Source organism: Mycolicibacterium boenickei (assembly GCF_010731295.1).
Classification (GTDB): Bacteria; Actinomycetota; Actinomycetes; order Mycobacteriales; family Mycobacteriaceae; genus Mycobacterium; species Mycobacterium boenickei.
This window is the reverse complement of the sequence record NZ_AP022579.1, coordinates 404,801-431,636: the sequence shown is the minus strand read 5'-3', so window position 1 is coordinate 431,636 and position 26,836 is coordinate 404,801. Positions and strand designations below refer to the sequence as shown.

Annotated in this window: 7 protein-coding genes and 1 pseudogene; 5 read left to right on the top strand and 3 right to left on the bottom strand. The window is 63.9% G+C overall.

The window, feature by feature from the left end:
- The first annotated feature begins 822 nt into the window (after positions 1-822).
- From G6N57_RS01985 to G6N57_RS01965, 5 genes and pseudogenes are all read left to right on the top strand, one after another.
- Positions 823-1,119: an MbtH family NRPS accessory protein gene (locus G6N57_RS01985; protein ID WP_077742607.1), complete on the top strand. Its 297-nt coding sequence runs from the start codon at positions 823-825 to the stop codon at positions 1,117-1,119.
- Positions 1,116-13,397, top strand: a pseudogene (locus G6N57_RS01980) (amino acid adenylation domain-containing protein); the annotation flags it as partial. The gene G6N57_RS01985 and the pseudogene G6N57_RS01980, both read left to right, overlap by 4 nt.
- Entirely contained in the window at positions 13,394-14,710 is a 1,317-nt protein-coding gene (locus G6N57_RS01975; protein WP_077742606.1) for a WS/DGAT/MGAT family O-acyltransferase, read from the top strand. The pseudogene G6N57_RS01980 and the gene G6N57_RS01975, both read left to right, overlap by 4 nt.
- 80 nt (positions 14,711-14,790) lie before the next feature.
- Positions 14,791-15,837 carry an ornithine cyclodeaminase family protein gene (locus tag G6N57_RS01970; protein ID WP_077742605.1) on the top strand — a complete coding sequence of 349 codons (1,047 nt, stop codon included), beginning with the start codon at positions 14,791-14,793 and terminating at the stop codon, positions 15,835-15,837.
- A gap of 33 nt (positions 15,838-15,870) precedes the next feature.
- Positions 15,871-17,214, top strand: a complete 1,344-nt coding sequence (locus tag G6N57_RS01965; protein WP_077742604.1) for a hypothetical protein — start codon at positions 15,871-15,873, stop codon at positions 17,212-17,214.
- On the opposite strand, the gene G6N57_RS01960 is transcribed toward G6N57_RS01965, so the two are convergent.
- The 3 genes from G6N57_RS01960 to pks2 form a co-directional block, all read right to left on the bottom strand.
- Complete coding sequence (locus tag G6N57_RS01960; RefSeq protein ID WP_077742603.1) at positions 17,211-18,527, bottom strand: WS/DGAT/MGAT family O-acyltransferase; 1,317 nt, start codon at positions 18,525-18,527, stop codon at positions 17,211-17,213. The genes G6N57_RS01965 and G6N57_RS01960 overlap by 4 nt on opposite strands.
- A gap of 360 nt (positions 18,528-18,887) precedes the next feature.
- Entirely contained in the window at positions 18,888-19,700 is an 813-nt protein-coding gene (locus G6N57_RS01955; RefSeq protein WP_077742602.1) for a GAP family protein, read from the bottom strand.
- 447 nt (positions 19,701-20,147) lie between these two features.
- Positions 20,148-26,408 carry a sulfolipid-1 biosynthesis phthioceranic/hydroxyphthioceranic acid synthase gene (gene pks2, locus G6N57_RS01950; RefSeq protein ID WP_077742601.1) on the bottom strand — a complete coding sequence of 2,087 codons (6,261 nt, stop codon included), beginning with the start codon at positions 26,406-26,408 and terminating at the stop codon, positions 20,148-20,150.
- Between the last annotated feature and the right edge of the window lie 428 nt (positions 26,409-26,836).

The window sequence follows — 26,836 nt, the reverse complement described above, 5'->3', positions numbered from 1 at the left end:
TTGACAGGATCTGCTTCCCGGCGGGCGACGGCCCGCAGAAACCTGCCGATCTCCGCCTCAACATCTCGCGCTCTGGTGACTGCGGCGAAAATGCACCGATGGTGTATCGGCTTCTGGTCACTGTGCAAGATCTTGAAAGTTCGCTATTCATTGAATACGCAAACTAATCCCGGCTGCATTCTGGGCGGCTTTGGCGAGTATTCGAGGTGTGCGCCGCCAAGTCTTTCTTCGTCGCCCTGACTCCACAGTGTCACGCACGGCGATCGCACTAGGTATTTGCTGAAATTGCAAATACCTGAAGTTTTCCGGTGCCTGAGATCCCCTCTTGGTGGCGCGGCGCAGTCGCATGGCACAGGCATCGACACGGTGGACTTCGCTGGATTGAACTACACAGTTGTCACGCGCCTGGCGTTAGGGAAAGACGTGCTGTTCAAGCGGGTTCCTGTGCCTCTCGACGCGAGTCGTGGCGGTGATTGTAGAGGCGGTCTCGGCGCCCGGTGCTTCTGCCGCCGGGGCGGAAGTCTTCGGCCCGTCGCGTCGACCGATGCCTGTCGACCGACGGTTGTTCACACCGTTTGCTCAAATTGTTGACGGCGTCAACGCTGACACCGGGCTGTCCGGTACTTCGAGGATGTTTTTCCGGATATGCGATTTTTGTGCCCGCCCGGCGAGAAGTGATTATGCTGACAATTTGCAACTGGCAAATCCATAGCTGGAGTGCGCCGCAGGAAACAGATTTCAGAGGTCAGGGTAGGGGGGCGGGAAGGCCCTGCTTCTGGATTCTTGAACGATTGTCACTGGTCGACTTGGCGGAGGGGACAGGTGAACGTTGACGAGGAACACAGCCTGTCGGTGACCTCCGCCGAGGTCCCTGCGGGCTCGGCAGCGATGTCCGGCGAAGGAGCCGGTGCCGCCTTTCTGGACTACATCGAACTGAACTTGGCCGGCGCCCTGTCGAAGATCCTGTCCGCCTCGCGTTGGGGGGTTCCAATGACGATTGATGAACAGTCGGTGCCGGTAGAACGTGCGCAGGCCGACACGTCTTCTTCGGTGACGAGGTGCCACCGCATCGCCCTCTCAGGCTCCGCTGAGGCGGACCGGGTCGAGGCGTTGTCGTGACTGCCGATTTGACTCGACGGTTGTCGTCGATCGATTTCCTGGATGAGGATGAGCACGACGAACTGTTCGGGTGGGGTAATCGGTCGGTGCTGACGGTGCCGGCCGGCGGTTCGGCTTCTATTCCGGAGTTGTTTTTAGCGCAGGTGACCTGTGCGCCGGATGCGGTGGCGGTGGTGTGCGAGGGTCGGTCGTTGTCGTATGCGGAGCTCGATGAGTTGTCGAACCGGTTGGCGCACAGTCTGGTTGAGAATGGTGCAGGTCCTGGTCGGTGTGTTGCGGTGTTGTTGCCTCGGTCGGTGGAGGCGATCGTCGCGGTTCTGGCGGTGTTGAAGGCGGGGGCGGCGTATCTGCCGATCGATGCGATGCATCCTGATGCGCGGATCGAGTTCATGCTCGGTGATGCGGCGCCGGTGGTGGTGGTGACAACCGGTGCGTTGCGGGAGCGACTGGACGGGGTTGACCTGACAGTCGTCGACGTCGCAGATACTGCGATCGATGCGCAACCCAGTGCGGCACCGTGGAGGCCGGTTTCAGATGACATCGCCTACTTCATCTATACGTCGGGGACGACGGGTCGTCCGAAGGGTGTGGCGATTACTCACGCCAATGTGGTGCGGTTGTTGGCGACGTTGGATGCGGAGTTGGGTCTGGCGGGTCAGGTGTGGACGCAGTGTCATTCGTTGGCGTTTGACTATTCGGTGTGGGAGATCTGGGGCGCGCTGTTGTTCGGGGGCCGGTTGGTGGTGGTACCTGAGTCAGTGACGCGGGCTCCGGAGGATCTGTTTGCCTTGTTGGTTGCTGAGCAGGTCACCATGTTCAGCCAGACGCCGTCGGCGTTTTATGCGCTGCAGACTGTCGATGCGGTGCATCCGGGGTCGGGTGGCGGGTTGAAGTTGGAGACGGTGGTCTTCGGTGGGGAAGCTCTTGAGCCGCAGCGGCTTCGGGGCTGGCTGGATCGGCATCCGGGTTCGCCGCGGTTGATCAATATGTATGGGATTACCGAGACGACGGTGCATGCGTCGTTCCGGGAGATCGTGGCCGGCGATGTTGAGGGCAGTGTCAGCCCGATCGGTGTGCCGTTGGGTCATCTTGGGTTTTTTGTGTTGGATGCATCGTTGCAGCCGGTGCCGGTTGGTGTGACGGGTGAGTTGTATGTGGTCGGCGCGGGGTTGGGGTTGGGTTACTGGCGTCGTGGTGGGTTGAGTGCGTCGCGGTTTGTGGCGTGTCCGTTCGGCGGGAACGGGGCCCGGATGTATCGGACCGGGGACCTGGCGTCCTGGGACAGTCATGGGCAGCTACGGTATGGCGGCCGTGCTGATGAGCAGGTCAAGATTCGTGGGTACCGCATCGAGTTGGGTGAGATTCAAACAGCTCTGGCTGAACTTCCTGGTGTCGATCAGGCTGCGGTGATCGCGCGGGAGGATCACCCTGGCGACAAGCGTCTGGTCGGCTACATCACCGGCACTGCGGATCCCGTCGCGGTTCGTGTGGCGTTGTCGCAGCGGTTACCCGGTTACATGGTGCCCGCCGCGATCGTGGTACTCGATGCCTTACCGCTGACGGTCAACGGAAAACTCGACCGGCGTGCTCTGCCGGCCCCTGACTACGTCCAAGGCCAGCAATATCGTGCTCCGGCAACTCCGGTAGAGGAGGTCCTGGTCGGGATCTACGCGCAGGTGTTGGGGTTGGACCGGGTCGGGGTCGACGACTCGTTCTTCGACCTGGGCGGGGACTCCCTGTCGGCCACCCGTTTGATCAATGCCATCAATGCCAGTCTGAGCGCCGATCTACCGGTAAGGGCGGTGTTCGAGACACCTTCGCCTGCACAACTGGCGGCCCGTGTGGGTGAGAGTTCGGGTGGGCGTGAGCCGTTGGTGGCTTTGCCGCGGCCTGATGTCATTCCGTTGTCGTTTGCGCAGCAGCGGTTGTGGTTTCTTGATCAGTTGGAGGGGCCGTCGCCGGTCTACAACATGGCGGTGGCGCTGCGGGTCACGGGGCGTTTGGATGTCGAGGCGCTTGGTGCGGCGCTGGTTGATGTGGTGGGGCGTCATGAGTCGTTGCGCACGGTGTTCCGGTCGGTTGAGGGGATTCCGGAGCAGGTGGTGGTGCCTGCCGAGACAGCTGATTGTGGTTGGCGTGTGGTTGATGCGGGCGGGTTCTCGGCTGCTGAGTTGCGTGGGGCCATCGGCGAGTTTGCCGGTCGAGCTTTCGACTTGGCCAGCGAGATTCCGTTGCGGGCAACGCTTTTCCGGGTTGATGAGGATGAGTATGTGTTGGCTGCGGTGGTGCACCATATCGCTGCCGATGGTTGGTCTGTGGCTCCGTTGATCGCGGATCTGCAGTTGGCGTATGCGGGCCGGTCTGGGGGATGCGCGCCGCAGTGGGCGCCGTTGCCGGTGCAGTATGCGGATTACACGTTGTGGCAGCGGGCGAATCTGGGTGAGCTGGCTGATCCGAACAGTCGGATTGCTGGGCAGGTGGCGTATTGGGAGCAGGCGTTGGCCGGGTTGCCCGAGCGGCTGGAGTTGCCGACGGACCGGCCGTATCCGGTTGAGGCGGATCATCGGGGTGCCAGCATGCCGGTGTTGTTGCCGGCCGAATTGCATAAGCGTGTCCGTGAAGTGGCGCGGGAGCACAATGTCACGACGTATATGGTGGTGCAGGCCGCGCTGAGCATCCTGTTGTCGAAGCTCAGTGCGAGTTGTGATGTGGCGGTGGGTGTTCCGATCGCGGGTCGTGGTGATGCGGCGCTGGATCGTTTGGTGGGGTTCTTCGTCAACACGTTGGTGTTGCGGGTGGATCTGGGCGGTGACCCGACTGTTGCGGAGTTGGTGGCCCAGGTGCGTCAGCGCAGCTTGGCCGCTCTTGAGCATCAGGATGTGCCGTTTGAGGTCTTGGTGGATCGGCTCAAGCCGACTCGGTCGCTGGCGCATCATCCGCTGGTGCAGGTGGCGTTGGCTTGGCAGAATTTCACCGCCGACACATCGACCGAAGCGACTCTGGGTGAGGCGCGGGTCAGTCCGTTGTCGGTTGATACTCAGGTCGCTCGGATGGATCTGACGTTCTCGTTGGCTGAACGGTGGGACGAGGCTGGTGAGGCGGCCGGGATTGGCGGTTCTGTCGAGTTCCGTACTGATGTGTTCGACGTGTCCAGCATTGAGACCCTGATCGAACGGTTGGCGCGGGTCGTTGAGGCGCTGATTGCTGACCCGGGGCGGCGGCTGTCATCGATTGATGTGCTCGATGCCGCCGAGCACGCTCGCCTCGACGAGATCGGCAACCGGGTCGTACTGGCCGAGTCTCCCGTCACCGTGATGACGATTCCGGAGTTGTTTGCAGCGCAGGTGACCTGTGCGCCGGATGCGGTGGCGGTGGTGTGCGAGGGCCGGTCGTTGTCGTATGCGGAGTTGGATGAGTCATCGGATCGCTTGGCGCACCGGTTGATCAGTGTGGGCGTGCGCCCGGGTATGCGGGTGGCATTGTTGTTCCCGCGCTGCGTTGAAGCGATTGTTTCCATCGTTGCGGTGTTGAAGGCGGGGGCGGCGTATCTGCCGATTGATCCGATGCATCCTGATGCGCGGGTTCGGTTCATGTTGGATGATGCGGCGCCGGTGGTGGCGGTCACGACCGCGGAGTTGATGGGCCGGTTCGCCGGGTGCGATCTGGATGTCATCGATTTCGATGAGGTGCGTCAGCACGACGGGCAGGGGCAGAGACTGCCGGCGGTGACGGCTGATGATGTCGCGTACTTCATCTATACGTCGGGGACGACGGGTCGTCCGAAGGGTGTGGCGATTACTCACGCCAATGTGGTGCGGTTGTTGGCGACGTTGGATGCGGAGTTGGGTCTGGCGGGTCAGGTGTGGACGCAGTGTCATTCGTTGGCGTTCGACTATTCGGTGTGGGAGATCTGGGGCGCGCTGTTGTTCGGCGGCCGGTTGGTGGTGGTGCCCGAAGCGGTGACCCAGGCTCCCGAGGATCTGTTTGCCTTGCTGGTTGCTGAGCAGGTCACCATGTTCAGCCAGACGCCGTCGGCGTTTTATGCGCTGCAGACTGTCGATGCGGTGCACCCGGGGTCGGGTGGCGGGTTGAAGTTGGAGACGGTGGTCTTCGGTGGGGAAGCTCTTGAGCCGCAGCGGCTTCGGGGCTGGCTGGATCGGCATCCGGGTTCGCCGCGGTTGATCAATATGTATGGGATTACCGAGACGACGGTGCATGCGTCGTTCCGGGAGATCGTGGCCGGCGACGTTGAGGGCAGTGTCAGTCCGATTGGTCTGCCGTTGGGTCATCTTGGGTTTTTTGTGTTGGATGCATCGTTGCAGCCGGTGCCGGTTGGTGTGACGGGTGAGTTGTATGTGGTCGGCGCGGGGTTGGGGTTGGGTTACTGGCGTCGTGGTGGGTTGAGTGCGTCGCGGTTTGTGGCGTGTCCGTTCGGCGGCGACGGGGCCCGGATGTATCGGACCGGCGATCTGGCGTCCTGGGACAGTCACGGGCAGCTACGGTATGGCGGCCGCGCTGATGAGCAGGTCAAGATTCGTGGGTACCGCATCGAACTGGGCGAAATCCAATCGGCCCTGCAAGATCTCGACGGAGTGAGACAAGCCGAGGTCATTGCGCGGGAGGACCGTCCAGGTGACAAGCGATTGGTCGGCTACATCACCGGCACTGCGGATCCCGTCGCGGTTCGTGTGGCGTTGTCGCAGCGGTTACCGGGTTACATGGTGCCCGCCGCGATCGTGGTACTCGATGCCTTACCGCTGACGGTCAACGGAAAACTCGACCGGCGTGCTCTGCCGGCCCCTGACTACGTCCAAGGCCAGCAATATCGTGCTCCGGCAACTCCGGTAGAGGAACTACTGGCCGGCGTCTATGCGCAGGTGTTGGGGTTGGAACGGGTCGGGGCGGATGATTCCTTCTTCGACCTGGGTGGGGATTCGCTGTCTGCGATGCGGTTGATCAATGCCATCAATGCCAGTCTGGATACCGATCTCGCAGTGCGTGCAGTGTTCGAGGCACCCACGGGTGCCGAGCTTTCCGCGCGTGTGGGTGAGAGTTCGGGTCGGCGGGAACCGTTGGTGGCCCAACAACGTCCGGCGGCCATTCCGTTGTCGTATGCCCAGCAGCGGTTGTGGTTCCTCGACCAATTAGAGGGGCCGTCACCGATCTACAACATGCCGACCGCGTACCGGATCACCGGCGGGCTGGATGTCGACGCGCTCGGTGCGGCACTGGCCGATGTCGTCGAGCGCCACGAAGCTCTGCGCACGGTGTTCCCGGCGGTCGACGGCGTTCCCCGACAGGTCGTGTTGCCGGCCGGACAGGCCGATCTCCGGTGGCAGGTCGTCGACGCGGCGGACTGGTCGATGGATCGACTCCACGACGCGATTCGCGCGACCGTCGGATACAACTTTGACCTGTCGGCTGAGATCCCTCTGAAAGCAACCCTTTTCCGTCTAGGCGATGACGAACATGTGCTGGTTGCGGTCGTCCACCACATTGCAGGTGATGGCTTGTCGATCGGCCCGCTGGTACGTGACATCGGGCTCGCCTACGCGAGCCGGTGCGCGGGACAGGCCCCGGGTTGGGCGCCGCTGCCGGTGCAGTACGCGGATTACACGTTATGGCAGAGAGCGAATCTGGGTGACCCGGTCGACCCCGACAGCCGAATCGCCGGGCAATTGGCGTACTGGGAGCAGGCATTGGCCGGGTTGCCCGAGCGGCTGGAGCTGCCCACAGACCGGCCCTATCCGCCAGTTGCCGATTACCAAGGGGCCGGTGTCACGATGGAGTGGCCGGCCGAGTTGCAGCAGCAGATCGCCCGCGCAGCCACTGAACACAATGCGACCAGCTTCATGGTGGTGCAGGCCGCTCTGGCGGTGCTGTTGTCGACGCTGAGCGGGAACACCGATGTGGCGGTGGGATTCCCGATCGCCGGTCGTAGTGATCCAGCATTGGAAGAGCTGGTCGGGGTTTTCATCAACACGCTGGTGCTACGAATCGAGCTCGACGGCGACCCATCCGTTGCTGACCTGGTGGCGCAGGTGCGTAGACGCAGCCTGGGGGCCTACGAGCACCAGGACGTTCCCTTCGAGATGGTTGTCGACCGGCTCAACCCAGCCCGCAGCCTGACCCACCACCCGCTGGTCCAGGTCATGATGGCGTGGCAGAACCTAACCGCTCAGGACGCTGATCAAGCGGCCACCGCGAGTTTGGGTGGTATGCACGCCACCCCACTGGAAGCCGACACTCAGACCGCCCGAATGGACCTGACCATCTCGTTGGCAGAACGCTGGAACGGAGGTGAGCCCGCCGGGATCACCGGGGCGGTGGAGTTCCGCACCGATGTGTTCGACGCCGACACCATTCACACCTTCATCGAGCGACTGACGTGCGCGGTCGAAGCTCTGATCACCGACCCATCGGCACCGTTGTCGTCGATCACGCTAGTGGCAACCGCCGATCACGCCCGCCTCGACCAGTGGGGCAACCGGGCGGTGCTGACCGAGTCGGTTGCTGTGTCGACGTCGATTCCGGAGTTGTTCGCTGCGCGGGTGGCTCAGGCGCCTGAGGCGGTAGCCCTGAGTTTCGATGGTCGTTCGATGACGTACCGGGAGCTTGACGAAGCGTCGGACCTCTTGGCATACGAGCTAGTTGAGTGCGGTGCACGGCCGGGGAAGTGTGTGGCGGTGCTGCTGCCCCGGTCGGCGGATCCTGTGGTCGCGATTCTGGCGGTGCTCAAGTCGGGGGCGGCATATCTGCCGATCGATCCGATGCATCCCGATGCGCGGATCGAGTTCATGCTGGCTGACGCCCGCCCGGTCGCAGCGATCGCCACCTCCGGGTTGCGGACGCGGCTGGCGGGGAGGGACCTGCCGGTCATCGATGTGGACGAACCGGCTCTCGGCGTGCAATCTGGCATCTCCTTACCCGTGCCTACCCCCGGCGACACTGCGTATCTGATCTACACCTCTGGGACGACGGGTCGTCCCAAGGGTGTGGCGATTACTCACGCCAATGTGGTGCGGTTGTTGGCGACGTTGGATGCGGAGTTGGGTCTGGCGGGTCAGGTGTGGACGCAGTGTCATTCGTTGGCGTTTGACTATTCGGTGTGGGAGATCTGGGGCGCGCTGTTGTTCGGGGGCCGGTTGGTGGTGGTACCTGAGTCAGTGACGCGGGCTCCCGAGGAACTGCTCGCATTGTTGGTGACTGAGCAGGTGACGGTGTTGAGTCAGACGCCGTCGGCGTTCTACGCGCTGCAGTCGGCTGATGCGGTGCAGCCGGAGCTGGGCCGTCAGCTGAAGTTGGAGACGGTGGTCTTCGGTGGGGAAGCCCTTGAACCGCAGCGCCTTCGAACGTGGTTTGAAGGTCATCAGAGCTCCACACGATTGATCAACATGTATGGCATCACCGAGACGACGGTGCATGCGTCGTTCCGGGAGATCGTGGGCAGTGACGTCGAGGGCAGTGTCAGTCCGATCGGTGTGCCCCTGGCCCATCTTGGCTTTTTCGTGTTGGATCGCTGGTTGCGGCCGGCGCCGGTTGGCGTGGTGGGTGAGCTGTATGTGGTCGGGGCAGGATTGGCGAACGGCTATCTGGGCCGAGGCGGATTGACCGCATCGCGTTTTGTGGCTTGCCCGTTCGGTGGGAACGGCTCGCGGATGTACCGAACCGGAGACCTCGCGTCGTGGGCTGCCGACGGGCAGCTGCGGTATCTGGGACGCGCCGATGAGCAGGTCAAGATCCGGGGATACCGCATCGAACTGGGCGAAATACAGTCTGCTCTAGCAGATTTGAGTGGGGTCAGTCAGGCCGCTGTCATCGCGCGGGAGGACCGTCCAGGTGACAAGCGATTGGTTGGCTACATCACCGGCACTGCCGATCCGGTAGAGATCCGCGCGCGACTGGCCGACCGGTTGCCGGGGTATATGGTGCCCGCGGCGGTGGTGGCGCTGGACAGTTTTCCGTTGACGGTCAACGGAAAACTCGACAAACGCGCCCTGCCGGCACCCGAGTACGCCGACGTCGACCGGTACCGCGCCCCGGCCACCCCGTCCGAGGAGATCCTGGCCGGGATCTACGCCCAGGTGCTGGATCTGCAGAGGGTTGGGGTCGATGACTCGTTCTTCGACCTGGGTGGAGATTCGCTGTCGGCGACTCGGTTGATCAACGCGGTCAACGCCACTCTGGACGCAGACCTGGCGGTTCGTGCGGTGTTCGAGGCACCCACTGTGGCGCAACTCGCGGCACGTGTCGGTGAGAGTTCGGGTGGACGTGAGCCGCTGGTGGCTCAACCGCGACCGGATGTCATACCGCTGTCTTATGCCCAGCAGCGGTTGTGGTTCCTGGACCAATTGCACGGTCCGTCACCGATCTACAACATGCCGATGATCTATCGGGTCACCGGACTGGACGTCGACGCGCTGCGTCGGGCATTGGCCGACGTGGTGACCCGGCATGAGAGCCTGCGCACGGTCTTCCCAGCGGTCGACGGTGTTCCCCGACAGCTGGTGATCCCCGCCGAGCAGGCCGAAATCGGCTGGCAGGAGTTTGACGCGTCAGATTGGCCGGCAGACCGGCTGGCCGGTGCCATCGACACAGCGGTAAGGCATCCGTTCGATCTGAGTATCGAGATTCCGATCTGGACAGAGCTTTTCCGTGTTTCGGAGAACGATCATGTGCTGGTGGCGGTGGTCCATCACATCGCTGGTGACGGATGGTCTTTCGCTCCGCTTGCCCGTGATGTGGCGGCCGCCTACGCAGCCCGGTGTGGCGGGCAGGCTCCCGAGTGGTCTCCCTTGCCGGTGCAGTACGCGGACTACACACTCTGGCAGCGCGAGCAGCTCGGCGAGCTGTCCGATCCCACGAGCCGCATCGCCGGTCAACTGGCCTACTGGCAGGACGCCTTGGCGGGTCTGCCCGACCACCTCGAGTTGCCGACGGATCGGCCGTATCCGATCGTCGCCGATCACCGCGGCTCCGTCGTGGAGGTGGAATGGCCTCCGGAGTTGCAGCAGCAGATCGCGCGCGCAGCCAGTGAGCACAATGCGACCAGTTTCATGGTGGTTCAGGCCGCGTTGTCAGTCCTGTTGTCGAAACTGAGTGCTAGTTCCGATGTGGCGGTGGGTTTCCCGATAGCCGGACGCAGTGATCCCGCGCTGGATGAGCTGGTCGGGTTCTTCGTCAACACCCTGGTGTTGCGGGTGGATCTGGCCGCCGACCCCACCGTCGCCGATCTGGTCGGGCAGGTGCGTCAGCGTAGCCTCGCCGCCTACGAACATCAGGATGTGCCGTTCGAGCTGTTGGTGGATCGGCTCAATCCGACCCGTAGCCTGAGCCATCATCCGCTGATCCAGGTGATGCTGGCCTGGCAGAACTCCACTGTCACCTCCTCTGCCCAGTCGGCACCGGGCGATGTCTACGCCGCGCCACAGCTGGCCGAAACTCACACCGCACGGATGGATCTGGTGTTCTCCCTGGGGGAGCGGTTCGATGCGGAAGGTGCTTCGGCCGGGATCGGTGGTTCGGTGGAGTTCCGCACCGACGTGTTCGACGCCGAGACCGTCGAGGCGATGCTCGGGCGGCTGGGGCGGGTTCTCGCGGCGATCACCGCCGATCCGACACTGCGCGTGTCGTCGATCGATGTGTTGGACGGTGCCGAACACGCTCGTCTCGACGAGGTCGGCAACCGTGCCACGTTGACTCGTCCTGTATCTCCTCAAGTATCGGTCCCGATGCTGTTCGCCGAGCATGCGGCCCGTGTGCCTGATGCGGTGGCGGTGACCTTCGACGGCAGGTCCATGTCGTACCGAGAACTCGACGAGGCCTCGAATCGGTTGGCGCACTTCCTCGTTGGTCACGGTGCGGGTCCGGGTGAGTGTGTGGCGGTGTTGCTCGATCGTTCGGCTGCGGCGATTGTGTCGATCCTGGCGATACTCAAGACCGGGGCCGCGTACCTGCCGATCGACCCGGCGCATCCCGATGCCCGGATCGCGGTCGTTGTCGCTGCTGCGAAGCCGGTCGCGGCGCTGAGTACCGGCGGTCTGGCTGAGCGGCTGCGTGTGCGCGGGGTCGAGGTCGTCGATGTGGCCGATCCGCGTATCGATAGCCAGTCGAGCACCGCATTGCCGGCGGTGGCTCCCGATGACATCGCGTATGTGATCTATACGTCGGGCACCACCGGTGTGCCGAAGGGGGTGGCTGTCCCGCATCGGAATGTGACGGGGTTGCTTTTGTCGTTGGATGTGGAGTTGCCGCGTGTTGGGGTGTGGTCGCAGTGGCATTCGTATGCGTTCGATGTGTCGGTGTGGGAGATCTTCGGTGCGTTGCTCAGTGGTGGGCGGTTGGTGGTGGTGCCGGATGCGGTGGCGGGTTCGCCGGATGAGTTGCACGCGTTGCTGATTGCCGAGGGTGTGACGGTGTTGAATCAGACTCCATCTGCTGCGGCCGCTCTTTCCTCGGTCGGCTTGGAGTCGACGGCGCTGGTGGTCGGAGGCGAGGCCTGTCCGACCGAGTTGGTGGATCGGTGGGCGCCGGGTCGGGTGATGCTCAACGGCTATGGGCCGACGGAGACGTGGTACGCATCGTTCAGTGCCCCGCTGGTAGCCGGGTCGACGGTGGTGCCGATCGGTACACCGGTACCCGGGGCGGCGTTCTTCGTGCTGGATCCATGGTTACGCCAGGTGCCGGCTGGGGTGATCGGTGAGTTGTACGTGGCCGGAGCCGGGCTTGCGAGCGGGTACCTGCACCGGGGCGGGTTGACCGGGTCGCGGTTTGTGGCGTGCCCATTCGGCGCGGTGGGGCAACGCATGTATCGCACCGGTGATCTGGTGCGCTGGGGCGTAGACGGTCAGTTGCAGTATCTGGGCCGAGCCGATGAGCAGGTCAAGATCCGCGGGTATCGGATCGAGCTGGGTGAAATCCAAACCGTGCTGGCCGATTTGGAGGGCGTCGATCAGGCGGCGGTCATCGCTCGTGAGGACCGCCCGGGCGACAAACGCCTCGTCGGGTACATCACCGGTGGCGCAGACCCGGCCGAAATTCGCGTCCGGCTGGGCGAACGGTTACCGAGCTATATGGTGCCGGCAGCCGTGATGGTCTTGGACACCTTGCCGTTGACGGTCAACGGCAAACTCGACAAGCGCGCCCTGCCGGTACCGGACTACACCGACGGTCGCGAATACCGGCCCCCGGCAACGCTGACCGAGGAAATCCTGGCCGGTATCTACGCCGATGTACTGGGTCTGGAGCGGATCGGGGTCGAGGATTCGTTCTTCGACCTGGGTGGGGATTCACTGTCTGCGATGCGGGTGATCGCTGCGGCCAACGCCAGTTTGGAAACCGAGTTGGCGGTGCGGGTGATGTTCGATGCGCCCACGGTACGGAGCCTGGCTCAGCTTGTGGGCCGCGCCGAGAGCTCGCAGGAAGTGGTTCCGGTGGAGGTGCTCAAGCCGGGCAACGGGGTACCGCTGTGCTGTGTCCATGATGGCTTCGGCCTGAGTTGGTCGTATCGAGCGTTGGGTCAGTATGTGGACGGCCCGATCATCGGGATCAATCATGTTCCCGCTGACGGTGTTCCCGAAGCAAAGTCGATACAGAGTATGGCGGCAAGCTATGCAGACAGGATTCAGGATCTTCATCCTGCTGGGCCATATCGGATTCTCGGATGGTCGTTCGGCGGCGTAGCGGCCCACGCGCTCGCGGTGGAGCTCCAGCGCCGCGGGTGTGAAGTGCAGCGTCTGGTCTTGTTGGATGGCTTGTTGAATCCGAACAAGTTCTGGAAGCGCATCACCAGAAAGATCGCGAGGAACCAGGCGGTTGTCGAAGGCTGGGTTCTGGACTACGTCCTGCGGACCAATGGCATTGGTGTTCCGATGCATTGGAGACCGCTGACCTATTCAAAGGTGGCCGACCTCGTCGCGCGACACGGGGTCAGCCCTCCCTCCAAACGGCTCGCGGAATTCATGGCGCGAAGCGTCAGCTCGGGCCAATTGCTTCTCCTCGACCATGCGCCCGATTTGTTCGACGGCGATGTGGTGATGTTTTCGGCTGCGCGTCCGAAGTGCGAGGACACCAGCGGTGACGGAATGACGTCGCGGTTGGCGCGCCTGCGTAACCGCAGGGCGGCCCGATCGCTGCTGCACAGTTGGCGCCCATACGTTTCCGGTGAGATCACCGTGCTGCCGGTGGGCTGCACACACTTCGAGATGTTCACCCCTGAATCGCTCAGTGGATACGTGGAACAGCTCAAGTCGGTTTTGGAAAGCGCCGTTCAACGATGAGCAATGTACTCGATGTACTCGACCAACGTGCGTTTGATCTCGGGCGGGCGATAGGAGTCACCAGCCTGCTGCAGACTGTCTGGGTCTATGGCCGTCCGATCGACATCGACGGTCTGCGGCGGTTCCACGAACATCTTCGGCAGGGCCGGTTGTCCCGCCGCATCGAGCAGTCACCCTTGCCGTTCGGCCGCCACCGCTGGATAGCCTCCGGGGGTTCATCCGACCTCGAGATCGTCGAGACAGCCCGCCCGCGGGAACAATTCGACGACTGGCTCGATGAACAGGTCAACACTCCGCTGGATTGCGAGCACGGTCCTGGATGGCACCTGGCGGTGCTCCCGTTCACCGACGGAGGCGCCGGTGTGAGCCTGGTCGTCTCGCACTGCCTGACAGACGGCGTCGGGCTGTGCGAGGCGCTGGCGGACGCGGCACTTGGCCGCGACGATCCGATGAGCTGGCCTGCAGCGGCATCGCGCAGCCGTGGGAAAGCTCTGCTGCAGGACAGCTGGCAAGCTGTGCGCGACATCCCTGCCGTGGGCCGTGCTGTCGTCGCCGCCATCCGGTTGGCCAGGCGCAGCCGTGCCGGTGCCGCACCGACCATCACGCCACCGACGTTGCCCGGCGCCGACGAACCCACTGCGGTTCCGATGGCAACGATCTTCGTCGATGCCGAGGAGTGGGACGCTCGCGCCCAAGCACTCGGCGGGACCAGCAATTCATTGTTGGTGGGATTGGCGGCCCGGCTGGCCCATCGCGCTGGACGGGTCGGCGCGGACGGCTCCGTCGTCGTGGGAATGCCGGTCAATCAGCGCGCTGACGGCGATACCCGCGCCAATGCGATCGGCAACGCCGCAGTCACCGTCGACCCTGAACTCGCGACGACGGATCTGCGTGAGATCCGGGCTGCGGTCAAGCAAGCGCTGATTCGTCACCCGGACGTGCCTGACGAGGTGTATGCGGTGAACGCCATCATTCCGCTGTTGCCCAAGCGGTTTCTCGGGTCCACGTCCCGTGTCGGTTCACCCAACGGGGTCGGTTCGTCCAACCTCGGTGTGGTGAATCCGGCTGCCAGCCGGCCCGATGGCACGGAGTGCGACTTCTTGGCCATCAAGGTTCTGCCCCATCTGGGGCTGACGGAAGCGATGCTCAACCGGTTCGGCGGTACGCAGTCGTTTCTGTCGGGGAGGGTGAACGGACAGGTCTTCGTCTCGGCCCATTCCTATCTGCCGGGTCGGGTCAACACGAATGACCGTTTACAACAAGACCTCTTGAGCGCTTTGAAGGACTTTTCGCTCACCGGAATGCATCTGTGAAGGGCGGCGCGGATGAAAATTCACCTGGACAGCCAGACTGCGGCATCACATGTAAAGGGGGATGGACAGTGGACACATTAATGCTTTCGTATAGCGATGCGAGGCGCTTGGTGGACATGGTGGGAATGGACGTGATAATGCGCACCTGTATCGACAGGTTGCGGAGGGGGCTTTCGGAGGTGGCGCGCGACGGTTGGCGAAACTGCCCGCCCCGAAATGGGTTTGTGCACGACTATCGAGTTGGTGGTGGGGTGATCGAGAACATGCCGTATCTCGAAGTCAATCGTGGAATGACATTGAAAACAATCAGCTATAAGCCGAATAACAACGCCGAGCATCGGTTGCCGACTGTCGTCGGAGCAATATGTAGGTACAGCGATTCCAGCGGTGAATTGCTCGCGATCTGTGATGCCACAGTACCTACTGCAATTCGTACCGGTGCTGCTACTGCTGTGGCCAGTTCGATTCTCGCTCGGCCTGATTCGCAAACTGCGGCGATAGTCGGTGCTGGATTGCAGGCAGTTACCCAGATCCACGCGCTGAGCGTTGCGTTTCCTCTGGACCGGATCCAGGTTTACGACATCGACAGACGGTGTGCTGAATCCCTGGCGGATCGGTGCAACTTCACGTCCGCCCGGTTTGAGGTCTTTGACGACCCGCACGGCGTTGTCAACGGTGCAGATATTCTGGTGACCGCCACATCGGTTCGTCCTGGCGCAGGCCCAGTCGTGAAGGACGAGAGGCTTGCCCCCCACCTCCATATAAATTCAATCGGATCGGACGAGCCCGGCAAGACTGAGTTGCCGCTGTCAGTTTTGAACAGGGCATACATTTGTGTCGACCATATGGAACAAGCATTAAACGAAGGAGAATGCCAGGTTCTTGAAAGAGATGAAATCGACGTAACCTTGCAAGACCTGGTCGGAGTTGCAAGTTCGACGGGCGAACCACTTCCTCAAGTGCACGATCTCACCGTGTTCGACAGCACTGGATTCGCATTTGAAGACCACGTGGCTCTGGACGTATTTCTAGACTTCGCAGCCGAGGCTGGTATCGGCGATAAATTCTCTATCCTCGACGGGCCGGTGGCGCTGCATTCACCGTACTTGGCATCGGCAGCCAAATAGCACGGCTCACCACTTGGAAAGTGCGGTTGGATAATGAGCAACGTACTCGATGTGCTCGACCAGACCATGTTCGACGTCGGGCAGGCGGTAGGAGGCGCCAGCCAACTGCAGTGCATCTGGGTGTACAACCGGCCTGTCGACATCGATGGTCTCCGGCGGTTCCATGAACACCTCCAGCGGGGACGGTTATCCCGCTGCATCGAGCAGTCTCCCTTGCCGTTCGGCCGCAGCCGCTGGGTAGCACCAGACAACCTGCCTGAGCTCGAGATCCTCGAGTCGGCCCGCCCGCGGGAAGAATTCGACGACTGGCTCGACGAACAGATCAACACCCCACTGGATTGCGAACACGGTCCAGGGTGGCGACTTGCGGTGCTCCCGTTCACCGACGGTGGCACCGGGGTCAGTTTTGTCCTTTCCCGTTTCCTGACCGACGGCGTCGGGCTGTGCACGGCGCTGACGGATGCAGCACTCGGCCGCGACGACCCGATCAGCTGGCCGGCCGCCGGATCCCGCGGCCGGTGGCAGGCCCTCCGCGAAGACGCCCGCCAAACCCTGCGCGACATCCCCGCCATGGGCCGGGGCGTTGCCGCCGCTATCCGATTGGTCCGGCGTAGCCGCGGTGGCGCTGTCGCCGCGACCGCACCGACCAGCACGCCACCGGCGCTGTCCCCCGGCTCCGGCGAATGCGTCACGCACGCGATGGCAACGGTATTGGTCGACGCGGAGGAGTGGGACGCCCGCGCCCGGGCGCTCGGCGGGACCAGTAACTCGTTGCTGGTGGGATTGGCGGCCCGGCTAGCCCACCGGGCGGGCCGGGTTGCTGCGGATGGTTCGGTCGAGGTGATCATGCCGGTCGATCAGCGTGCTCAGGGCGACACGCGCGCCAACGCGATCGGCAATGCCACAGTCACGGTCGACCCTGAGCGTGCGATCACAGACCTGCAGGAGATACGGGCGGCGGTCAAACAGACACTGATCCGCCACCGGGAGGAGGCCGACAACGAGATGGCAGTGAACGCCATCGTCCCTCTGCTACCGCTGCGGCTTCTCAAGGCTGCCCGAGAGGCAACCACTGTCGTCACATTGAATCAAGTCGGCTCATCCAACCTGCGCGTGGTCAACCCGGCCGTCGGTCGGCCCGACGGCACGGAGGCCGATTCTTTCGCCCTGAGGGTGATCCACCTGGGTGTGACCGAGGCGAGGATGCGCCGGCTCGGAGGAATTCAGTCAGTGCTCTCCGGAACGGTGAACGGAAAGGTCTTCATCTCGGCCATCGAGTATCTGCCAGGCTTTCCCAACTCCAATGACAGCTTGAAACAAGACCTTTCGAGCGCGTTGAAGGACTTTTCGCTCACCGAACAGCTGGCAGTGAGCTAGAACTCATCCAACGCTGTCGAAAGCTGCAGTCGCAGCTCATCATTCGAATTGTCATGGCCTGGGAGATAAGAACTCAACGACACAAAAATCCGTCCGTCCATCGCGCCGGAAAGCATGGTCTGCACCCCGCCGTAGCGGTCCAGGGTCGACGTGGCCACGCCCAGGTGGTGCAGCCTGATGGCGAAAGAATCGGCCGCCGTGCCATCGGGTCGGCTGGCGGCGGAATCAATCTCTCCGACGTTCGATGCGCCGACGAGATTGAATGGGTTGCCCCTGGCCGCGCTGCGGGCGGCTTTCAGGACCCGCTCAGGCATCAGGGGCACCAGCGCATTCAGTACCTGCTGGGGGTCGGGTTGCTCCGAGTGCCGAATCAGTGCTTGCTTGACTGCGGACCGGATCTCACTCAGATCTGTCGTTGCAGACGCCGGGTCGACTGTGGTGCGCACGCCTCCGATCGCGTTGGCGCGGGTGTCGTCCGCAGTGCGCTCGTTCACCGGTAGCGTCACGACCACCGAACCGTCCGCAGCAACCCGTCCGGCCTGTTGCGCGAGGCGGGCCGCCAGACCCACAAGCAGCGTGTTGCGGGTGCCACCGAGTGCGTGTGCGCGGGCGTCCCACTCATCGGCGTCGACGAATATCGTCACCGTTGGTAGCAGGTGGGGTTCGTCGTCTCCAGGCGGCAGCGCAGACGATGCCGGGGCGGACGGTCTGACTGCCTCGGCGCCGTTGCGCCCTTGTTGCCCCAGGCGTATTGCGGCGGCGACGGCGCGGCCGATGGCCGGGATATCGCGCACGGTCTGGCGGGCGTCTTCTCGCATGGCTCGGAACCGCCCGCGCGATCCGGCGGCGGGCCAGCTGATCGGGTCGTCGCGACCGAGCGCTGCATCCGCCATCGCCTCCCACAGCCCGACGCCGTCGGTGAGGCAATGCGAGACGACCAGGCTCACACCGGCGCCGCCGTCGGTGAACGGGAGCACCGCCAGGTGCCATCCGGGACCGTGCTCGCAATCCAGCGGGGTGTTGACCTGTTCGTTGAGCCAGTCGTCGAATTGTTCGCGCGGGCGGGCTGACTCGACGATCTCAAGCTCAGGTAGATGGTCGGGCGCCACCCAGCGGCTGCGCCCGAATGGCAGTGGGGACCGTGCGATGCAGCGAGACAGCCGACCTCGCTCAAGGTGGTAGTGGAACTGCCGGAGACCGTTGATGTCGACCGGGCGGTCATACATCCAGACACACTGCAGCAGGGTGTTCGACCCAGTGGCCTGCCCGATGTCGTACATCGTCTGATCGAGCAGATCGAGTACGTTGCTCATCCTTGTACGGTACGAGTCCAAGCGCCGCTGCACGTGGCAATTTTGCTGATTAGATTCGAAATCTGTTGCAATGAAACGTGTTACACAACACCTGATCAATCCGGCGAATTTGTCTGGTCCACTGAATGTCTCACCTTCAGCGAGAAGTGCGGTTGGGTAGATGGTTTCGCTAGATTCCGCCGATCGGTGCAGATAAGCGGTGCCTCCGCCTGCCTCGCCCGTCTGGGTTGGCTGGTGGCCGGCGAATAACGCGGATTGAGTTCGCGCTCGGTTTCCTGGCCGAGTTGTTTGCCCGGAGGCCGGGTAGGCGCGCGCCGGCAATGGTGTGAGTCGAACATCAGGGCCAGACAGGCCGGCGCCTCAGAGGCCGCCGATGCCCCTGAGCACCAAGGACGCTCCGACCACCGCGCAGATGGCGGCCGCGAACGCCTGGCGATGTGCACTGGCCCATTCGTGCAATCTACGCAGTGCCGCCTGGGTTCGCGCTGGTGCAACCACGTTGCTGACGAGGATGAACTCCTCGACGAGAAGCACGCCGAAGACGAACGCGATCAGTGCGATCAACTGGACCTCGAACGAGGCTCCTGAGGCTACGACGATGGCCAGCGCGAACAGAACCCCGTCGAGTGGCGGGACCACGATGATGCCGATGACGAAGGGGATCCACGGGGACCCGTTCTGCCAGGCCTTGCGGATGCGCCCCGCCAGTCGCCGAGATTTGGGATCGGCATCGTCATCGTCCGGCGTGGAGTACAACAGCCGTGCGATGGCAGGCGGTGCCCCTGAATCGTCCACGAGTGTCGAGGTGGTGCCGACACCGTCACCCGATGGCCTCTGATGACTCCCTGCGGCCACGGGCGTTCGCAACAAGTTGCGCGCCACCATGAACACAGCGATCGCCAGGAGAAGCACTCCGAGCGCGATTGTGATGCGTTGTGCGGCCGGATTCGCGGTGGGGTGCGCAAAATTCTTCGCGAAAGCGGACGAAGCCGGAGTGGAGTGGAGCACGAACAGTGGAATGACGAGGGTGGCCATTCCGATGAGCACTGCGCCCGCCCAGTAAGCGAGCAGGTTTTGCACGGGCCGCGGCCGCGAGAGCACCAGGAGGATGATTCCGAGGCGCACAGGATTGATGGTCGTCAACAGTGCCAGTACTACCAGCGAGCCCCACATGACCGAGATCCTACCTTTTGCACAGTTTGCTGCGCTGATTCTTGAAACTTGAAAGTGAAGTACTTTGAGGCCATTTGGCCGTGCGGATCTGCGGGACCGCGTGAGTCATGATCGGCGGAAGCCGATCTGCGTAGCCCCATCGCGCATCGCCTCGGCGGCCTTGACGTTATTCTGCTGCTTCTCCCCGCTGTGCTGTCGTCGAATTTCTCAGAGTCATTGTGAAATAACCAGTTTAGTTCCGGCTGTTTCGATGGCAGCCGGAACGTGACTCAAGAACTGTCCATCGTCTCGACGAGCGTCCGGAACTGCGGGCGTGGCGTCGACGGCGTTCGCCGACGGCCCAGGGTGAGGCTCGGGCGCTGGTTCGTTCGGTCCACGGCATCTCGAACTCAACGCCCCTCGGTGGATTTGCCGAAAATCTGATTGGACTGCGCGCCATGGTGCATCTCAGGCAGCTCCCGCGGGCATGAGCTTCTCGCACAGCAGGTCCGCCAGACCGTGCACGGTCGTGATGCCAGTGGCCGAGATCCGGATCCCTGTTTCGTTTTCGATACGGGTGCGCAGTTCCAGCGCGCCCAGCGAATCCATGCCGTACTCGGAGAGAGAGCGGTCCGGATCGACGCTGCGGCGCAGGATCACGCTCACCTGGTCGGAGATCACGTGCCGCAACTTGGCTGCCCACTCGTCGGGTGGCAGTTCATCGAGTTCGGCGCGCAACTTGCCTGTGCCCGTCGTGCTTTGGCCAGTCGACCGGAAGGCCTCGGCGAAGGGGCTGCGCTCGGCGAACAGGCTCAACCACGGAGCGCCCGTGATCGGGGCATAGCCGGTGTATGCGCGGTCGTGACGCAGCAGCGACTCGAATGCGTACGCACCTTCGTCGGGCGCGATCGCGACTCCGGTACCTTCGGCCAGGGCGGTGCCGCGACCGATCTGCGCCCAGGCTCCCCATGCGATGGCGGTGCCCGGCAGGCCCTGCGACCGGCGCCACAAGCTGAATGCGTCCAGCCAGCTGTTGGCAGCGGCATACGCGCCCTGCCCGGGAGAGCCGACCAGCGCGGCCGCCGACGAGAACGAGCAGAACCAGTCCAGCGGCTGGTCCGCGGTGGCGGTATGCAGATTCCATGCGCCGTAAACCTTTGGCGCCCAGTCACGCTCGATGAGTTCGTCAGTGATGTTCGTCAGCGCGGCGTCCTCGATCACACCCGCTGCGTGTAGTACGCCGCGCACCGCGAGGCCATCGGCGGTGGCGGCAGCCACCAATCGCTCCGCTGTGCCGGCCGCGGCGATGTCACCGCACTCGACGAGGACGTCGACACCGGCGGCGCGGAGGCGCTCGACTCTCTCCAGTGCTTGGGCGCTGGGCTGTGAGCGCGAGGACAGCACGATCCGCCCACATCCGTTGGCCGCCATACGCTCGGCGATGAACAATCCGAGGCCGCCGAGACCGCCGGTGATGATGTACGCCCCGTCGGGCCGGAACACCCGGACCTGTGCCGGCGGTACCACGAGCCGGCTGGAGCCGGTGTGCGGGATGTCCAGCACCAGCTTGCCGGTGTGCTGCGCGCCGCTCATCATCCGGATCGCGGTGGCGGCGTCGGCGAGTGGATAGTGCGTGACCGCTGGCATCGGTAGATCACCTTCGGCGGTCAGCAGATAGACCGTTTCCAGCAATTCTCGGAGCCGGTCCGGATGACTGACCGACATCAGAGCCAGATCGACGGCGTAGAACGACAGGTTGCGTCGGAACGGGAAGAGCCCCAACCGGGAATCTCCGTAGATATCCCGTTTGCCGATCTCGACGAACCTCCCGCCGAACGCCAGCAATTCGAGGCCGGCCCGCTGGGCCGCGCCGGTCACCGAGTTCAGCACGATGTCTACGCCGTAGCCTTCGGTATCCCGGCGGATCTGATCGGCGAACTCAAGGCTGCGCGAGTCGTAGACATGCTCAACCCCCATGTCGCGCAGCAGCTGCCGACGCTGCTCGCTACCCGCGGTGGCGAAGATCTCCGCGCCGGCCGCGCGGGCGATCGCCATCGCGGCCTGGCCGACCCCGCCGGTCGCGGAGTGGATCAGCACCTTGTCGCCTGCCTTGATCCGGGCCATGTCGTTCAGCCCGTAGTACGCAGTGGCGGTCGCAATGGTCAGCGCGGCCGCCTCGGAGTCGGTCAGGCCTGGCGGCAACGTGGCGGCCAGGCGTGCGTCGCAGGTGACGAATGTGCCCCAGCACCCGTTGGCACACAAACCGCCGACGCGATCGCCGACCTTGTGTTCAGTCACGTCAGGCCCGACCGCGGTGACCACACCGGCGAAGTCGATACCCAGCTGTGGAAGGTGACCGTCGAACGCGGGATAGCGGCCGAATGCGACGAGCACGTCGGCGAAGTTGACGCTGGAAGCGTTGACCGCGACCTCGATCTCGCCCGGCCCGGGGGGAACCTGCTCGCAGGCAACGAGTTCCATCGAGTCCAGGTCGCCCGGGGTGCGGATTTGTAGCCGCATCCGGTCGCGCTCAAGCTGGGCGACCGTCGTCTGCCGCTCGTCGGGGCGTAGCGGGGCGAGGCACAGCCGGGCTGCATACCACCTGCCGTTGCGCCACGCGGTTTCGTCCTCATCCGATCCGCTGAGGAGTTGCCGCGCCACCTGATCGACTGCAGTGGCTTCGTCCACATCGATCTGGGTGGCGCTCAGATGCGGATGCTCGGTGCCGATGACCCGGATCAAACCGCGTAGCTCGGCCTGATCCAGGTTGGCCACGTCGCCGGCTATCACCGTCTGGGCGTTGCGGGTGACCACGAACAGGCGGGGCAGCTCGCCACTCACTTCCGGCAATTGGCGGGCGATGTGTACGAGCTGACGCACGTACTCGCGACCCCGGAGGGGGGACTGATCCGCGTTGTCGCCGTTCCGCGGTCCCTCCAGGACCACCACACCGGTGAACCGGCCCGTACCGAGAAGGCCGCCCAACTCCTGGCACGTCGGCGCATCGTCGACTTGATCCGGCCAGTACATGGTGGTGCATTGGGCACCACTGTTTTTCAGGGCGTCGCTCAACTCGGCGGTCACCGAGTCCTGGCCGGCACTGATCAGCAGCCACGATCCGGCTTCGGCGTATTCCACCTCCGGTAGTTCGCGATGCCGCCATTCGACGGTCAGCAGTCTCTCGCTGAGCACCTGATCGTCGTGTCCGTTGCCGGAGGCGCTGGTGCCCAGGCGAAGTCCTTGCACACTCAGCAGGACAGTGCCTTCGGCGTCGAGCACATCGATGTCGGCCTCGATTCCGGCGGTGTCGGCCTTTGTCAACCGCGTGTAGCAGTAGTGCGCGTTGCGCGCCGAGCGGTAGATCCGTAGCCGCCGCACGCCCAGGGGCAATCCGAGCACGTCCCCGCCGAGGGCCTGAACGTCAGGATGCGCCTCGACCGATTGGAAGCAGGCATCCAGAAGTGCCGGGTGCACGCCGTATGCGTCCTGCTGCGAGCGGATCGAGCGGGGGAGCGCGACGTCGGCGAGCACAGTGCGGGCCTCCGCCTCGCCGGTGCGTACGGTGACCAGGCCGGTAAACGCCGGGCCGTATTGAATCCCATGCTGGCCCACGCGATCACGCACATCCGTGCCGTCCTCGTCGCAGGGGTGGGCGACCAGGAGCGCAGAGATGTCGTATGAGGGAGGCGGTTCACCCGCTGCGGTATGCAGGACCGCACTGGCGTGCCGCGCCTGCTGGCCGTCCTCATCGGTCTCGACGGTGAAGGCGGCGACGCCGGGGGCCGACATCGATGCCGAGGCCCCGACCACTGTCTGCTCACCGAGAAGCAATGCCTGCTCGAACCGGATGTCGCGGACTTCGGAATCCTCGCCCAACACAGCCCGGGCAGCGGCCAGCGCCATCTCGCAGTAGCCCGCCCCGGGAAGGACTGCGACAGTCCGTATCTGGTGATCGGCGAGCCAGGGTTGGGCGGCAGTGCCGATATCGGACTGCCACACGTAGCGCTCGGGTTCCTCGTGCAACCGGACATTGGCGCCCAGCAGGGGGTGCACTGCGATGGTGCAGCCGCCGTGGGTCTGCGCTTCCTGACCGCCACCGCTGAGCCACAGCCTGCGGTGTGTCCAGGTCGGTAGCGGCGCATCCACCAGTTGACCGTCGGGGCACAGCACCGAGAAATCAACGGCGGCTCCGGCGCTGTGTAGATCGGTCAGCAGTCCGCGCAGCCCATTGGGCATCGCTTGTTGTCGGCGCATCGCAGCCAGGGCGGCCATCGGTGTTTCGCGGCCGGCGGCCGTCTGTTGCAGGGCCCGGGTGAGCAGCGGGTGTGGCGACAGTTCGGCGAAGACCCGGTGGCCGTCCTCCAACGCCGCCTGCACCGCGGTGGCGAACCGCACCATCTTGCGCATGTTGGTCACCCAGTAGTCGGCATCGCATACCGGTTGCTCGCGTGGGTCGAACAGGGTCGCCGAGTAAAACGGAATTTCCGGTGTCATGGGTTTGAGGTCAGCGAGTGCGGCAGCCAGGTCGCTGACGATCGGCTCCACCTGGGGTGAATGGAAGGCGACGTCGACCGGAACTTCGCGGGCCATCACGCCACGTTGTTCCCAGTCCGCCACGAGATCGCGCACGGTCTGGGTGGTACCTGCGACGACGGTGGACTGTGGCGATGCCACCACCGCCACCACGACATCGTTGATGCCGCGGCCGGTCAACTCGGAAAGTACTTGTTTGGCAGGCAATTCCACGGCTGCCGTGGCACCCTTCCCAGAAATTCGGGTCATCAGCCGGGACCGTCGGCAGATGAGGCGCAGTCCGTCCTCCAGCGACAACGCCCCCGCGACGACAGCTGCCGCGCCCTCCCCGAGGGAGTGGCCGATGACCGCTGCGGGATGCACCCCGTGTGCCTTCATCGTGGCGGCCATGGCGACCTGCATGGTGAACAACGTCGGCTGCAGCCGATCCTGCCCGGTCACGGCTTCTGGCGCCGACATCGCTTCGGTAACAGAGAATCCGGACTCGGCCGCGATGATCGGCTCGGCCAGCGCCACCGTGGCGGCGAACACCGGCTCGGTTGCCAAGAGCTCGGCGCCCATTCCGGCCCACTGCGAACCCTGGCCGGAGAACACCCACACCGGACCACGGTCATCGCGCCCGACGGCGGCCTGGAATGGTGTATCGCCACTGGCGATTTCGCGCAACGCCGAGACGAGTTCCCCTCGGCTGCTCGCACCGACAGCAGTGCGCACCGGTCGGTGCACGCGTCGGCGCGCCAGAGTGTAGGCCAGATCCGTCAGGGCGACATCATCGTGTGCCTGCACCCAGTCGGCCAGCCGCCCGGCGGTGTGCCGCAGTTCCTCGGCCGAGGTCGAGGACAGTGGGAACAGCATCGGGGCCGCCGATGCCGGTAGCGGCGAATCGGCGGGTTCCTGCGCCGCGAGCGGTGCCTGCTCCAGGATCGCGTGCACATTCGTCCCCGACAGCCCGTAAGACGACACCGCCGCCCGTCGGGGATGATGTCCGTTGGTGCACCACGGTGTCGTCTGCTGGGGCACAAAGAGTTTGGTCTGAATCTCGGCGAGTTGATCGGGCAGTCGGGTGAAATGGAGGTTGGGCGGTACCTCGCCGTGCTGCACCGCCAGGACAGCTTTCATCAGTCCGATTGCGCCAGAGGCTGCCTGGGCATGCCCCAAGTTGGTCTTGACCGATGCCAGCGCGCAGGGGCCGTCGACGCCGTAAACCTTTGCCAGGCTGGAGTACTCGATCGGGTCGCCCACCGGTGTGCCGGTGCCGTGTGCCTCGACCATGCCGACCGTGGCTGGTTCGACCCCGGCCGCTGTCAACGCCGCGCGGTAGACCGCGGTCTGCGCGGCATCTGACGGTGTCGCGATGTTGACGGTGTGACCGTCCTGGTTGGCCGCGGTACCGCGAATCACGGCCAGTATCCGGTCGCCGTCTCTCAACGCATCGGGCAACCGCTTGAGTAACACCACGACGCAGCCTTCGCTGGCCACGAATCCGTCGGCGGCGATATCGAACGCGTGGCAGCGTCCGGTCGCCGAGAGCATTCCCTCAGCTGAGCCGGAAGCGAACTTGCGCGGGTCCAATGCCAATGTGACGCCGCCGGCCAGAGCGAAATCGCTCTCACCCTCGTGCAGGCTGCGGCAGGCCAGGTGCACCGCGGTCAGGCCGGAAGAACATGCCGTGTCGACTGTGAGCGCCGGACCGTGCACCCCGAGTGCATATGCGATCCGCCCCGACGCCAAGCTGAAGTTGTTGCCGCTGAAGCCGTATGCCGCCTCCAGGGACCGCGCGTCGGCGGCCAGCATCTGGTAGTCGGCGTGCGTCAATCCGACGAACACGCCGGTCAGCGAATCGGCCAGGGCTTCGCGAGTGAGGCCGGCATGTTCCATGGCTTCCCAGGCGGTTTCCAGCAACAGTCGGTGCTGCGGATCGACCGCCACGCTCTCGCGTTCGTTGATGCCGAAGAATTCCGCATCGAAGCCGGCTACGTCGTCGAGGAATGCGCCCCACTTCGATACGGATCGACCGGGAACGCCTGGCTCCGGATCGTAGTATTCGTCAGCGTCCCAGCGTTCCGGCGGAACCTCGGTGACCAAGTCATCGCCTCGGATCAAGGCCTCCCAGAACTGCTCGGGCGAGTCGATGCCGCCGGGCAGACGGCAGGACATTCCGATGACGGCAACCGGGGTAACCGGGGTGACGGGCATGCGGGGCTCGACGATCCCGGCATCCGCCGCAGGAAGCCTCTCGCGCACGATTTCAGATGCGGTCAACTGCCACTCCTCCCCGCAGGCCTTTCTGCGGTTCGGCCGCTGTCAGGCTCCATGCCCCGTGTTGCGTCGAGCCGCGAAAATAGGCCGGTGGATGCCACGCGGCTATTAGTGGCTCAGCGCCCGTCAAGGGCGGTCACAGTCATTAACAGTATGTTCGCTGGAGAAAGTTGTCCCAGAATCCGTTCAAACTGCTTGCGAGATGCGCCCGATTTCAAACAGTTCGAGGTCATCGAGACGCAAACGTCCTGACAGTCAAGATCAAAGGCCATCGCTGCGCGCGTGAAGGGCATTTCGCTCTGAGTGTTCGTTTGGGCGGAATGACCTCGTTGTGATTCATATGGTCAGCGAAATGGAATTTGCTG

Excerpts from the sequence above, each read along its gene's own strand:
- pks2 (WP_077742601.1), bottom strand. The coding sequence starts at position 26,408 with ATGCCCGTCACCCCGGTTACCCCGGTTGCCGTCATCGGAATGTCCTGC.
- G6N57_RS01965 (WP_077742604.1), top strand. The coding sequence starts at position 15,871 with ATGAGCAACGTACTCGATGTGCTCGACCAGACCATGTTCGACGTCGGG.
- G6N57_RS01955 (WP_077742602.1), bottom strand. The coding sequence starts at position 19,700 with ATGTGGGGCTCGCTGGTAGTACTGGCACTGTTGACGACCATCAATCCT.
- G6N57_RS01960 (WP_077742603.1), bottom strand. The coding sequence starts at position 18,527 with ATGAGCAACGTACTCGATCTGCTCGATCAGACGATGTACGACATCGGG.
- G6N57_RS01970 (WP_077742605.1), top strand. The coding sequence starts at position 14,791 with ATGCTTTCGTATAGCGATGCGAGGCGCTTGGTGGACATGGTGGGAATG.
- G6N57_RS01975 (WP_077742606.1), top strand. The coding sequence starts at position 13,394 with ATGAGCAATGTACTCGATGTACTCGACCAACGTGCGTTTGATCTCGGG.